Consider the following 13,728-nt stretch of genomic DNA (forward strand, 5'->3'; position numbering starts at 1 on the left):
CGTCACATTGGCAAGCCCTTTTTTTACTTTTTTTGTTTTTATTTACCTTTCGAGCGAAAAACAAACGAAACCGTTAATAATTGATGGTTTCCTCTACAAATCATCCACTTTACAGGTAAATTGAGTTACCTTTTCCCAATCTGTATATTCAACTTCTTTGGTGATGTCTGTTTCACCACCTGTCATCGTCATAATAAATCGAATCATAACGCGATCAAACCAGCGGTAACGAGGATAATAAAGAGCACCTGCAAATACTCCTATCAAATCTGGAGTCCAAGGTGATTTTTTCAAAAAACTTTGAATATATGCGCTTCCTTCCGGAGTATCCTTTCCTTCTTTACGTGCGGTTAAATTTACACAATAAAAAACAGCTTTCGCTTTTTGCAACTCATCGAGATTAATTTGAATAAATTGATAAAGTTTTTTATGAAAATGACCATAGCGAATAGAAGCGCCAATAATCACTTTTTCATATTGGCGTAAATCCATTTCTTCAGCTTGATGCAAATCCACCAAGTCACAACTCTGCAGCCCTAACTGTTCAGCTATGTAGTTGGCAATTTTTGATGTTTGTCCTTCGCGGGTAGAATATAGAATGATATTTTTTTTCACGTAATGCCTAACTTTTCCAAAATGTCGGTGTAAATAAAATGAGTAGAGTAAATACTTCCAGTCGGCCAAATAGCATCGATAAAATTAACACCCACTTAGCACTATCATTAACATTAGCAAAATGAACGGATACTTCGCCTAAGCCTGGGCCTAAATTGTTTAGTGTTGCTGCTACCGCAGAGAAGGCACTTAATTCATCCATACCAGAAGCAATAAGCCCCAACATGCATAATACAAAAACCAACGCATAAGCAGAAAAAAATCCCCACACTGCATCAACGACTCTTTGTGATAGTGCTTTTCCTCCGATTTTAATCGGATAAACAGCTTTTGGATGCACAAGACGCTTTAACTCCCTCCCTCCTTGTAATGTTAATAACAAGACACGGATAACTTTTAAGCCTCCTCCTGTAGAGCCGCCGCACCCTCCAATAAAAGAAGAGAACAATAATAAAACTGGCAGGAATAACGGCCACTGAGAAAAACCTGTCGTGGTAAAGCCCGCCGTCGTAGAAATTGAAACGGTTTGGAAAAGAACTTGATCAAAGGTTTCAAATGTTGAAAGTGAATTACTGTGGTTCAGCATAATGAGAAAACATAGCAAAAATAATAAAACTTGGATGATGATGAATGCTCTAAATTCAGGATCTTTCCAATAATATTTAGGATGAATACCGCCAGAAGCAAAAGCAGCAAAATGAAGAGAGAAGTTACAAGCCGATATTAATAGGAAGACCACGGTAATCATATTGATTACAGGACTATTAAAATACCCCATACTGGCATCATGCGTCGAAAACCCACCAATAGCGATAGTGGAGAAGCTATGACAGATGGCATCAAACATACTCATTCCAGCAAGCCAAAATGCCACTGCGCAAGCGATGGTTAGGCTTAGATAAATATACCAAAGTACCTTTGCGGTTTCAGCAATTCGGGGAGTCATTTTTGTATCTTTTACAGGACCCGGGATTTCAGCTCGATAAAGCTGCATACCACCAATGCCAAGTATTGGTAAAATGGCCACGGCTAATACAATGATCCCCATGCCACCAAACCATTGTAAAAATTGACGATAAAACAAAATGGCTTTTGGCAAGTCATCCAAACCGACAATAACGGTTGCGCCCGTCGTTGTTAAAGCCGAAAAAGATTCAAAAAATGCATCGGTCACCGAAACATTAGGATCATGTGCAAGCCAAAAAGGTAGCGCGCCTGCACTGCCGATTACCGTCCAAAATAACACAACAATTAAAAACCCATCTCGCGCTTTTAGCTCTGACTTTTGATCTCTGTTTGGAAACCAACTCGCACCGCCACATAATAACAATACAAAGAAAGTCGTTATAAACGGAACGCCAGCACCATCACGATATAATAAAGCCACCAGCGCAGGCGCTAGCATCGATACACTAAATAAAGCGAGTAAAAGTCCGACGATGCGGATAATTGAACGAAACTGCATACTAAATGAGAAGCAAAGCTTCTGACTTCCTTTTTATGTATAAGCTCTATGATTGAAGCTTAGAGATCTCAATTTTGGCGGAACTTTTGTTGACCAAAGTTTGAATAAATACCTCAACATCACGCTTATCAATTTCAATCGATAAGTTGACTTGAGAACTAAACTCAGCATCCAGTTGCTGAGCTTGATATTGAACCATAATTGATTGTGCTAACGGCATGAGAGAGTAGTCTAACCTTAGGTTCAATTGCGCGGTGATTTTTTTTTCAATTGTTTGAAGTTGCTTGAGAGCTTGTTGCACCCCGCCACCATAAGCTTTCACCAATCCACCAGTGCCAAGTTTTATTCCACCAGAATATCGAGTCACAACCGCCGTCATCTCCCCAACACCAGAACCCGCTAGCTGAGCTAAGATAGGCTTTCCTGCTGTTCCTGAAGGTTCACCATCATCACTGAACCCCCACAACAATGAATCTTCCGCCCTGCCCGCCACAAAGGCCCAACAATTGTGTCTTGCAGATGAATGTTTTGATTTTATTTTTTCGACAAAAGCTTTAGCGCTGTCCATAGTTGGAGTGTGAGCTAAATGGGTAATAAAGACACTTTTTTTAATTTCTTCTTCAAAAATGGTGTCATTAAGTGGGATTAAATAAGGCTGTTCATTCATAGAAACAATAAAAAATCGAAATAATTAGGATTTAGTCTAACACGTAATCAAATACTTATTGATGCACAAAATGACCTTGCGCACATAATTCAAACAATTGTTTGAAAAATGTATTGCAGTTAATTATTACTCGATCAACACTAATGAAACCTGGTCAAACCAGAGCAAAACGATAATAAGTTCTCTACAACAATACCGTTTGTTCGTCATGGAGATAGACAATGATTTACCAAAATACGTCCCTACACGTAAAGGCATTACAAGATGGCATCGCTGAGCTTACTTTCAGTGCAGATGCCTCTGTAAACACACTTAATTCAAAAACATTATCTGCATTAAACGAAGCTTTAGATGCAGTTAAAGCTCAACCAGCTATCACAGGATTAATCATTTCCTCTGATAAAGATGCCTTCATTGTAGGTGCTGATATCACTGAGTTTTTAGGTTTATTCGCCAAACCAGCGGAAGAGCTCGATCATTGGGTAAAATACGCCAATGATATTTTCTGTAAATTAGAAGATTTACCGTTCCCTACCGTCTCGGTTATCCGTGGATTCGCATTAGGCGGTGGTTGTGAATTGGTTCTTTCAACTGATCTACGCATTGGTGACAATTCTGCCGTTATCGGCTTACCAGAGACAAAGCTCGGAATTATCCCTGGCTTTGGTGGTACGGTTCGCCTACCTCGAGTCATTGGTGCGGATAATGCAATGGAAATGATAGCGACCGCCAAACAGCTAAAAGCAAACGAAGCAATTAAACTTGGCCTATTAGATGCCATCGTTGATACAGAAAAATTACATGAGTCAGCGATTGAGACACTAAAACAGGCACAAGAAAATAAAATTGATTGGCAAGCTCGTCGCCTGCAAAAAACTTCAGCATTGTCATTAAGCAAAATTGAATCATTGATGAGTTTTAGCATGGCAAAAGGCATGATTTCTGCCAAAGCTGGTCCTCATTATCCAGCACCAATTGCTTCAGTTAAAGCCGTAGAAGAAGCATCAACGTTAGGCCGCGATGGCGCGCTAGACATTGAACGTAAATACTTCATCAAAATGGCACAAACTGAAGTTGCTCAATCTTTAATTAGTTTATTCTTAAATGACCAATACATTAAAGGTATTGCCAAAAAAGCTGGAAAAGCAGCACCAAAAACTGAGCGTGCGGCAGTACTAGGTGCAGGAATCATGGGTGGCGGTATTGCCTACCAGTCTGCCTCTAGAGGTGTGCCAGTATTAATGAAAGACATCGCTCAAGCCTCTCTTGATTTAGGCATGAACGAAGCATCAAAATTATTAAATAAACAATTAGAACGAGGCCGTATTGATGGCTTCAAGCTATCTAAAATTCTAGGCTCTATTACTCCTAGCTTGCATTACGCGGGTATTGAACAAGCCGATATCATCGTTGAAGCGGTGGTTGAAAACCCTAAAGTTAAAGCCGCTGTATTAGCGGAAGTCGAAGCAAGCGCAGCAGAGGGTGCCGTTCTTGCATCCAATACTTCAACGATTCCAATTAACCTATTGGCTCAATCGGTGAAACGCCCAGAAAACTTCTGTGGTATGCACTTCTTTAACCCTGTACATCGTATGCCTTTAGTGGAAATCATTCGTGGTGAGAAAACCTCTGATGAAACCATCAACCGTGTGGTAGCTTATGCCGCGCAAATGGGTAAGTCACCAATCGTTGTCAATGACTGCCCAGGCTTCTTTGTAAACCGTGTTTTATTCCCATACTTCGGTGGCTTTAATTTGCTATTACGCGATGGCGGTGATTTCACTCAAATTGATAAAGTCATGGAGCGCAAGTTTGGTTGGCCAATGGGCCCAGCCTATTTATTAGATGTTGTGGGCATTGATACCGCACACCATGCTCAAGAAGTGATGGCGCAAGGCTTCCCTGAACGTATGGGTAAAGATGGTCGCGATGCGATTGATGCTTTATTTGAAGCGAAAAAATATGGTCAGAAAAATGCCAGTGGTTTCTACACCTACAGTATCGACCGTAAAGGCAAACCAAAGAAAACCTTCGACAAAGATGTCTTAGCGTTATTTGAAGGCATTACAGCACCAAGCCAAGCATTCTCTGATGAAGACATCATCAACCGCACCATGATCCCTATGATTAATGAAGTGGTATTGTGTCTACAAGAAGGGATTATTGCATCGCCTCAAGAAGCCGATATGGCATTGGTTTACGGACTAGGCTTCCCTCCATTCCGTGGTGGGGTATTCCGCTACTTAGACAGTGTTGGTATTCAAAATTACATCCAATCCGCGTCTCAATACCAAGACCTCAGCCCTATGTATCAAGTACCGCAATTACTCCTTGATATGGCCGAGAAAAATGAGACTTTTTACTCTAGCCAGAAAGCGGCTGTTTAAGACTTTGGATAAGGACAACTAAAATGAATAATGTAGTTATTGTTGATTGTATTCGTACCCCAATGGGCCGCTCTAAAGCAGGTGCTTTCCGTCATGTACGAGCTGAAGATTTATCAGCTCACCTGATGAAAGGGATTTTGAAACGCAACCCTCAGGTTGACCCAACTCAAATTGAAGATGTCTATTGGGGTTGTGTGCAGCAAACACTAGAGCAAGGCTTTAATATTGCTCGTAACGCTTCTTTATTAGCAGGTATACCAAAAAATGTCGGAGCAGTGACGGTCAATCGCCTATGTGGTTCATCGATGCAGGCTTTACATGATGCATCTCGCGCCATTATGGTGGGTGATGCAGAAATCTGCCTAATCGGTGGTGTAGAACACATGGGTCACGTACCAATGAACCATGGTGTCGATTTTCACCCAGGGCTTGCTAAGAATGTGGCAAAAGCAGCGGGTATGATGGGTTTAACCGCAGAGATGCTAGGTAAAGTTCATGGCATTAGCCGTGAAGCACAAGATGAGTTTGGAGCACGATCTCATCGACGCGCTCAAGCCGCAACGGTAGAAGGCCGTTTTAAAAATGAAATTCTTCCAACCGAAGGTCATACTGCCGATGGATCATTAAAGTTATATGATTTTGATGAAGTTATTCGTCCAGAAACCACGGTCGAAACACTATCGCAACTGCGCCCAGTGTTTGACCCTGCTAATGGTACGGTAACGGCAGGTACGTCATCCGCTCTTTCTGATGGTGCTTCTGCAATGTTAGTCATGAGCGAGAAAAAAGCCAAAGAATTAGGTTTGCCTATTCGTGCACGTATCCGCTCAATGGCAGTTGCTGGTTGCGATCCGTCCACCATGGGTTATGGTCCGGTGCCTGCAACACAAAAGGCACTTAACCGTGCAGGGCTTTCTATCCAAGACATGGGAATGATCGAGTTGAATGAAGCGTTTGCCGCTCAAGCTCTACCATGTGCGAAAGACCTTGGTCTTTTGGATGTGATGGAAGATAAAGTAAACCTTAACGGTGGTGCCATTGCATTAGGTCACCCATTAGGCTGTTCAGGTTCTCGTATTTCAACAACCTTGATTAACCTAATGGAAAGCAATGATGTTCAGTTCGGTTTAGCGACCATGTGTATCGGCCTAGGCCAAGGTATCGCAACCGTCTTTGAACGTGTTGAAAACTAAAAACACTGACTTTTCATAGTAAATAAAAAGGCTTCTCACTCGAGAAGCCTTTCTTTTAACGTTAATTTATTGCGTCAATTTGCAGCTGTATTTATCGGTGCTGCTGTACATCCACTGCGATAAGGCACAACATAACTTTCACCTTGATTTGGATGAATCACTTGATAATACTGCGGTAAATTAAAGTTACATTGAGATTCTGACTCAATATCATGAGAATTATTCGTATAGAAGCGATTTACCGTACGAATCATGTCATCTTTATTACCATCAAACTGACGATAGACTTCAACACGATTGGCTTCATCTAACACGTAAATATTAAAGCCTTCATCATCGTCTTCAAAAAAGAACTGAATCAACCCTTCACTCGCAAAAGCATCCACAATATCAGGCGGTGGTAATTCTTGATTTTTACCCACCATGACTAAAGGTGCGCCTTGCAACTTATTACTTGAAATACTGCTATAAAAATCGATCGAATTTTCTAACTTCATGACCGACACACCACGTCGCTCAAAAAATAGTCCGTACATTTGATCTGCGACTTTTACCACTTTAAAACGGCGGCGCTTTTCATTTTCTACAGGTTTTAAGCGTAGCTCTATACACTCCGCCAGTAATTGATACACCATATTACGCATCATGCCGCGTAAGTTTTTACTGTAGCAAAATACATCTACCGACTCTGGCGGCAAAGCATCTTGGTGCATTTTTCCTAGAATCGTTTTTAAAGCATCAATAATGGCGGTTTCACCCGAAAAGTGTAAGGTTCTAACTTCATGCCATGAGTTTCTATAAACCAAGTCAACACTAGCAACTAAGCACTGTTGATCACCTGAATAACTAAACACATCAACATTATTCTTTAGATCAACTTTGAGTTGGTTTGGTTTTAAGTTAGCTGTTGGATCGCTTTCTAAATTAATGAAAATAGAAAGTTGACTTACTTCACAAGGACTTGCCAGTGCTTGCATCGTTGGTCTGCGCTTACGTAAAGAGAACGTATTGCGTAAATCACTGACCATTTGATACAGCTTATCCATATCTAAATCAGCATTTCGAACTACAGCCTCTAAATGAGTCGCTTCTGTAATTAAGCCATTAAAAAATGACCATGCAACTAATTTACTAAGGTATTGATTGTGCTCTAAAGGAGCTCGGCCAATAATCTTATGAGGATCAAGTGGTTGTTTATAGAGATACCATCCAGCTTTATTTACACGCCCTTCAGGAACCTCAATGAAAGTTAAGTTTGGTTCATGCAAATCTGGTGAAATTTGGGTATTAAGTAATGTCACCTTACCTGGTAAGGTTTCAAAAGCGGCATATAACTTACGCGCTAAAATACTAATATCTTGAGGGCTGATCGCTGAGGTAATATCGTGACGACGAGCAAATTGGATCAGATTACGGTAACTCAACATCAAAGCATCGAGTAACTCGTGATGCACTTTTTTAACTTGTTCGACTTTCCAATGACGACGATTATCAAGTTCCGCGATCAGATCATCACTCCAACCCCATTTAGAAACGAGATCACGTAAAGCAGAATGACGCCATTCAACAAAGTGAGTACCCGGTTCACGAGAAAGCTTTTCATGGGTTTTTAAATAAAAACACCGACGAACCAATTCCAAACGACGAGTATCACCAATACGCTCTAAATAACGCGTCACTTTCTCTAACATAAGATAATAACTATCCATGCCATATTCTTTTTGCTCACAAGCAAAGAAGCGACGTTTGGTATCAACACTTAATAATTGTGGGTGAGGATATTCCCAAGAATAAGACTCTAGCAATATCGCTTTCAATACGGATTTATAAGGAGAATCAATACTCTTATATAATTGCCAAAGATTGGAGCCAAAATACTCTTCCGCAGGAATATGATGAAGCTTTCCAAAATCTATCCATTCAGAGCAATCTAAATGCCCACTCGAGCATAATTGAGTGACATATTCGTCATAACATTCTTCCATTTCAGGAGGAACAATTTGCCACAAAAGTCTTTGCCCTGCCAAGCGCACCGCTGAACGATAAAACTCATCAAGCAATAATAAATGCTGTGATGACCCACAGTTATCACCCGTCATTTCTTCAGATAAATTACTGCGAAAACGTTTTTCATCCATCAAGAAGAAGTTAGCTTCAACGCCAAGGCTTTTCGCCCAATCAGTGATTAATAAACACTTATTACTCAAATGCCCACGATCTAGCGTTGACATCTCTGGTGAAATACAAACCCAAATATCTAAATCACTTGATGAGCTTTGCCCAACCGAAGAAGTGCTCCCCATAGTATAAAGTGCCAATATTTCAGGCAAAGCGGGCGCACTGTTTAATATTGAATCAATATCAGAGGCATCATTAATGGCAAAGCTTGAAATAACTTGATGCTGTATATCACTTACTTCAAAACGAAAGATGCCATGAGGCGTACCTTTGTCATAATAGCCAGGCAACGACAGGTGGTTAAAATGCAACAATACGGGCAATAGATGAAATACTTGCTGACTTTGCTTATCCATAATAGATAAAGCACGCTCAATTCTTTGTTGATTAAGCGCATCAAGCCTTTCAATTAATGTGTGTGTGTATGTCTGCAAGATAGCTTCCTAGCGACGCCATAAATAAAATAGTTATTTTTTTGAGGGTTTATTCATAAAACAAAAACGTGATCAATCTAACACTTTTTTAAGGGCGGGTAAACATTATACAAATCGATGACACCTACTACTTTAGTCCTGTATCGAGCCCATAAAAAAGAAAACAATCCTTTATCAAAAATAAACCTCTAGATGGTAAGAATTTTCAGCAAGGAATGATAGGATTAGCATCAGATTTTGGTCAATAAAAGGTCGCTTTATGTCAACCCCAATTCGCATTGCTACTCGTAAAAGCCCTCTTGCTCTATGGCAAGCCTATTTTGTTAAGGATGCCTTGCAAAATGCGCACCCAGGGTTAGAAGTCGAACTTGTTACCATGGTAACCAAAGGCGACATTATTCTTGATACCCCTTTAGCTAAAGTTGGTGGTAAAGGCTTATTCGTAAAAGAATTGGAAGTGGCCATGCTAGAAGGTCGAGCTGACCTCGCAGTTCATTCAATGAAAGATGTCCCTGTAGACTTCCCCGAAGGCTTAGGCTTAGTAACCATTTGTGAACGAGAAGATCCTCGAGATGCATTCGTTTCAAACACCTATGACAATGTTGATTCACTTCCACAAGGAGCCATTGTCGGAACTTGTAGTTTGCGTCGTCAATGCCAACTAAAAGAACGCCGCCCAGACCTTATCATTAAAGAATTACGTGGCAATGTCGGTACTCGTTTAGGCAAGCTCGATGCTGGCGAATATGATGCTATCGTTTTAGCCGCAGCCGGATTAAAACGTTTAAAATTAGAAGAACGTATTCGTAGTTTCATTGAGCCGGAAGAATCGCTTCCAGCCGTTGGACAAGGCGCTGTTGGGATCGAATGTCGCTTAGATGATGAACGCCTACGTGAATTGCTTAAACCGCTTAATCACCTTGATACTGCTGATCGCGTGATGTGTGAACGCGCAATGAACTTAACACTAGAAGGCGGATGCCAAGTACCTATCGGAAGCTACTCATTACTCGATGGCGATCAAATTTGGTTACGTGGATTGGTTGGAGAGCCTGATGGAAGCACAATTATCCGTGGTGAAGTCAAAGGCCATCGCAAAGATGCAGAAACATTAGGAATTAGTCTAGCCAACCAATTACTTAATGATGGCGCTAAAAGCATTCTCGAAAAACTGTACGCTGAACACGACTAATAATGAGTGTTCTGGTTACCCGCCCAGGAAAGGATGGAGAAGCATTATGTCAAATGCTTAAGAGACAAGGCATAGACAGCTTTCACCATCCTTTAATCCAATTAGAGCAAGGAGCAGGTTATACAACGCTACCTGACGATATTCAGCATTGCGATATTATTATTGCCGTCAGTCAACATGCTGTTCATTGGGCTCAACACTGTTTACATAACCACCATATCAATTTTCCTCAGCACACGACTTACTTTGCTATCGGGGAGAAAACAGCTCGAACTTTAGAAAAACATATTAAAAAAGAGGTTATTTCGCCTTTAATAAGTGACAGCGAGCACTTACTGGACTTACCAGCTTTGAAGTTAGTGAAAAATAAGCGTATTTTGATACTAAGAGGGAATGGTGGGCGAGAGCTGATTTATCAAGCTTTGCAACAACGTGGCGCTCAAGTTCATTATAACGAAATCTACCACCGAAAGCCGTGTCCAGTCGATGATCTAACAATATGGTCTCACTGGAAAACATCAGGGATAAAACACATAGTGATAACAAGTGGCGAGCAATTAGACCATTTGTTAAAACAAACCCCAAATCAATATTTAGATTGGCTAAAGCAACTCAACCTCTACATTCCAAGCCAACGTATTAAACAACAAGCAGAAAAAGTTGGTTTTTCACATATAATCAATACAGGAAGTGCTGCTAATCCCATTTTACTGGATTATCTCAGTGGGAAATTTATCACAGGACAACAACATGACCGACAATAACAAAAATAAAGTAACCTCAGCCGATACAGGTACTTCGACTCCAAAAGCGCCTGAAGCCCAAAGCCCCTCATCGCCTAAAAGTAAGGGGAAAAAGCGAGCCACAGCAGCTATTATCCTTTCGTTATTATTAGCCGGCTCGGTCGTTGCTTTTGAAGCTTATCAATACACCGAAAATCAAAAGATAATCAACCAATTAAAATTACAAGTAAACCGATTAAACACCGACCTTGCAAACCAAGTTGAAGTCAGCCAAACCGCACAAAAGAAAGAAATTAAGACGCTGACAAACAAGCTAGACACTCAATCTGAACAGCAAGAAAAGAGTATTAAAAGCTTACAAGTTGCCATCACTGATATAAAAGGCAGACGTCCAAATGATTGGCTATTAGCAGAATCAGATTATCTCGTAAAAATGGCAGCTAGAAAGCTTTTTCTTGAACATGATATAGAGTCCGCTACTGAGCTCATGGCATCAGCCGATCAACGAATTGCTGCCCTTAACGACCCTAGCCTCGTCCCTCTGCGCAAAGCAATGGCTGAAGATATCACCCAACTAAAGTCATTGCCGATTATTGATCGTGAAGGATTGATTTTAACTCTTATCAGTTTACAGAAGGAAGTCGATCAACTTCCTCTTGCTAACGCATTGCTGCCTAAAGAAGAGAAACAAGAAGTTGAAGTGGTTTCTGAAGACATTAATGACTGGCAAACCAATTTAACCACTTCTCTTAAAGATTTTGCAGGCCATTTCATTACCTTTAGAACTCGTAAAGGTAATACCACGCCACTGCTTTCACCTGAGCAACACTTTTATCTAAGAGAGAATATCAAAGCAAAATTAGAAACCTCAATCAAAGGCGTGTATGCCGAAAATAATGACATCTATCAAACATCTCTTACCGTTGCCAATGATTGGTCAAAAGAGTTTTTCAATCAAAACTCAATTAAAGTTAAGCAGTTTGAACAACAACTTGAACAATTAAAAGCAAAAGACATCACGGTAGACTACCCTGTCAAACTGAAATCTCAAAAGCCACTGACTGATGTGATTTCCGATCGCCTTCGTCGTTCAATATCAGCCGTGGGTCAAGGAGATAAATAATGTTTAGAATAATTTTTATCTTTGTCACTTTGGGTTTAGGCCTTTTTGTTGGTACCCAATTTTCTGATCAACAAGGCTATGTATTAATCTCTGTTGCTGACACAACAACAGAAATGAGTGTAACAACCTTAGTCATCTTTATCGTTGCTGCGCTCGCGGCACTTTTCTTACTCGAAAACATTATTAAACGCGGCTTTCGTGCCACCAATGCAACGTGGAATTGGTTTAGCGTCCGAAAACTTAAACGAGCTCGACGCTATACCAATGAAGGTATCATCAAATTGCTAGAAGGTGATTGGAATGCAGCAGAGAAAAAAGTTACACGCTGGGCCAACCACCATGATATGCCACTACTCTGCTATTTAATTGCATCAGAAGCCGCTCAAGGCATGGGTGATGACAAGAAACGAGAAAAATATATCAATCTAGCTTTGGAACATGACAAGAATTCACTTGCTATAGAAATGACTCAAATTAGACAAATGGTACGTAATAAGCAATTTGCCGATGCTCACAGTAGCCTAGAGAAGCTAAAAGGCCGCTATCCAAATAACACCATCGTCATGAACTTATTAAAAAAAACGTATCTCAATCTAAAACTTTGGAGCTTATTAGATGAACTTTTACCCAAGTTAAAAAGAGCCAATGTCATTTCAGATACAGAGTTTGATCAATTATTTTATCAAGCCCAATTAGGCAAAATGGAAGAAGTCGGGGAGCAAAAAGGCATTAATGGCCTTCTTTCTTATTGGAGTCATTTACCCAAAAAACTCAAGCAGGATGAAAACATTGTTGAATTGCTCATCAAACAATTGCTAGTTCAAAATGGTGACTCTGAAGCGTATGTGATCTTACGTGATATTCTGAAACAATCCCCATCAGAACGCTTACTGCCGTTAATTACACAGATTCAATTACCAGATATTCATCCTGCAACGTTATTATTAGAAGGGATAGTGAAGAAACATAAAGAAAGTGCTGAAGCTCACAGTGCACTTGGAGAGTTATATTCACGAGAATTAAGATGGAAAGATGCCCAGCAATCATTCGAAGTTGCATTACAACAACGTATTAGTATCTCTGATTACTCTCGCCTTGCTGATGCTTTAGAGCAACAAGGCATGAAACAAGCTGCAGGTGAAGTGTCACGTAAAGCATTAACTTTGTTAGAAAAATAAAGGAATACCAAGGAAAAATCACTATACCTCCAACCGTTGATTAAACAACATTGGGGGTATTTTTATACCCAAAGTCAACAGCGCAACAAACTCCCATCTTGACGTAAATAAATCAGTAGCCATCCATGATGAAATTTAATGGTGCACTAAAAGAGCCTTTATACCTGTATTTAAAAGAATACAAGTGGCAATTTAATAGCAGCAACCCATTTAGCTTATTAATTAAATCAATAGCATCAATAAGTTAAAGTTAATGCGGGCTAATTAAGGAGATCTCCTTTGGGAATTATATATGCTAAGCAAGAACCATTGGACCTAGCATATTGAATAGGCTCAAAGTTGATTATGACAATACTGTATTGAGCACTTCAGTCTTACTGATTAGATGATCATCTGTATAAGATTTCATGCCATAGCATCAATTTTCAAGTACATACTGCAAGTTAATCAAATAGACATAAGGGACAAGATACAGTTAAGCCGTTGCTTTTCCTGATTGGTATTTTGTACAACAAAAGCAAATAGCAAAAAACCCGCTGATTAATCAGCGGGT

10 protein-coding genes are annotated in these 13,728 nt (G+C 40.2%); 6 read left to right on the top strand and 4 right to left on the bottom strand.

The annotated features are described in order from the left end of the window. Positions 1 to 93: 93 nt before the first annotated feature. From hemG to A1QC_RS10065, 3 genes are read right to left on the bottom strand one after another with little or no spacing between them, the layout of a single operon-like run. Positions 94 to 615, bottom strand: coding sequence for a menaquinone-dependent protoporphyrinogen IX dehydrogenase (hemG, locus tag A1QC_RS10055; RefSeq protein ID WP_017025714.1), 522 nt, complete (start codon positions 613 to 615; stop codon positions 94 to 96). A gap of 7 nt (positions 616 to 622) precedes the next feature. Then, a complete protein-coding gene (locus A1QC_RS10060; protein ID WP_017025715.1) occupies positions 623 to 2,080 on the bottom strand; it encodes a TrkH family potassium uptake protein in 1,458 nt (485 codons plus the stop codon). A 46-nt stretch (positions 2,081 to 2,126) separates the two neighbouring features. Beyond that, a complete protein-coding gene (locus A1QC_RS10065) occupies positions 2,127 to 2,747 on the bottom strand; it encodes a YigZ family protein (RefSeq protein WP_017025716.1) in 621 nt (206 codons plus the stop codon). Between the two features lie 221 nt (positions 2,748 to 2,968). Here A1QC_RS10065 and fadB point away from each other — a divergent pair, with 221 nt between their 5' ends. Further along, positions 2,969 to 5,134, top strand: a complete 2,166-nt coding sequence (gene fadB, locus A1QC_RS10070) for a fatty acid oxidation complex subunit alpha FadB (RefSeq protein WP_017025717.1) — start codon at positions 2,969 to 2,971, stop codon at positions 5,132 to 5,134. Between the two features lie 23 nt (positions 5,135 to 5,157). After that, positions 5,158 to 6,327, top strand: a complete 1,170-nt coding sequence (gene fadA / locus A1QC_RS10075) for an acetyl-CoA C-acyltransferase FadA (protein WP_017025718.1) — start codon at positions 5,158 to 5,160, stop codon at positions 6,325 to 6,327. Between the two features lie 74 nt (positions 6,328 to 6,401). Here the strand turns inward: fadA and A1QC_RS10080 are convergent, their stop codons facing one another. Further along, positions 6,402 to 8,942 carry a class I adenylate cyclase gene (locus tag A1QC_RS10080; protein WP_431305846.1) on the bottom strand — a complete coding sequence of 847 codons (2,541 nt, stop codon included), beginning with the start codon at positions 8,940 to 8,942 and terminating at the stop codon, positions 6,402 to 6,404. A gap of 256 nt (positions 8,943 to 9,198) precedes the next feature. On the opposite strand from A1QC_RS10080, the gene hemC reads away from it, so the two are divergent. From hemC to A1QC_RS10100, 4 genes are read left to right on the top strand one after another with little or no spacing between them, the layout of a single operon-like run. Beyond that, positions 9,199 to 10,131 carry a hydroxymethylbilane synthase gene (gene hemC, locus A1QC_RS10085; protein ID WP_017025720.1) on the top strand — a complete coding sequence of 311 codons (933 nt, stop codon included), beginning with the start codon at positions 9,199 to 9,201 and terminating at the stop codon, positions 10,129 to 10,131. Positions 10,132 to 10,133: 2 nt separating this feature from the next. Continuing rightward, positions 10,134 to 10,895: a uroporphyrinogen-III synthase gene (locus tag A1QC_RS10090; protein ID WP_026025896.1), complete on the top strand. Its 762-nt coding sequence runs from the start codon at positions 10,134 to 10,136 to the stop codon at positions 10,893 to 10,895. Next, positions 10,882 to 11,997: a uroporphyrinogen-III C-methyltransferase gene (locus A1QC_RS10095; protein ID WP_017025722.1), complete on the top strand. Its 1,116-nt coding sequence runs from the start codon at positions 10,882 to 10,884 to the stop codon at positions 11,995 to 11,997. The genes A1QC_RS10090 and A1QC_RS10095 overlap by 14 nt, the downstream gene beginning before the upstream one ends. Then, positions 11,997 to 13,175 (top strand): heme biosynthesis HemY N-terminal domain-containing protein, encoded by a 1,179-nt coding sequence (locus A1QC_RS10100; protein ID WP_017025723.1) that lies wholly within the window; start codon positions 11,997 to 11,999, stop codon positions 13,173 to 13,175. The genes A1QC_RS10095 and A1QC_RS10100 overlap by 1 nt, the downstream gene beginning before the upstream one ends. The last annotated feature ends 553 nt before the right edge of the window (positions 13,176 to 13,728 follow it).

It is taken from the genome of Vibrio rumoiensis 1S-45 (assembly GCF_000286955.2).
Lineage (GTDB): Bacteria > Pseudomonadota > Gammaproteobacteria > Enterobacterales > Vibrionaceae > Vibrio > Vibrio rumoiensis_A.

What these genes read in the sequence shown, in the direction of transcription:
- A1QC_RS10060 (WP_017025715.1), bottom strand. Translation starts at nt 2,080, where the DNA reads ATGCAGTTTCGTTCAATTATCCGCATCGTCGGACTTTTACTCGCTTTA.
- A1QC_RS10065 (WP_017025716.1), bottom strand. Translation starts at nt 2,747, where the DNA reads ATGAATGAACAGCCTTATTTAATCCCACTTAATGACACCATTTTTGAA.
- fadB (WP_017025717.1), top strand. Translation starts at nt 2,969, where the DNA reads ATGATTTACCAAAATACGTCCCTACACGTAAAGGCATTACAAGATGGC.
- fadA (WP_017025718.1), top strand. Translation starts at nt 5,158, where the DNA reads ATGAATAATGTAGTTATTGTTGATTGTATTCGTACCCCAATGGGCCGC.
- hemC (WP_017025720.1), top strand. Translation starts at nt 9,199, where the DNA reads ATGTCAACCCCAATTCGCATTGCTACTCGTAAAAGCCCTCTTGCTCTA.
- A1QC_RS10090 (WP_026025896.1), top strand. Translation starts at nt 10,134, where the DNA reads ATGAGTGTTCTGGTTACCCGCCCAGGAAAGGATGGAGAAGCATTATGT.
- A1QC_RS10095 (WP_017025722.1), top strand. Translation starts at nt 10,882, where the DNA reads ATGACCGACAATAACAAAAATAAAGTAACCTCAGCCGATACAGGTACT.
- A1QC_RS10100 (WP_017025723.1), top strand. Translation starts at nt 11,997, where the DNA reads ATGTTTAGAATAATTTTTATCTTTGTCACTTTGGGTTTAGGCCTTTTT.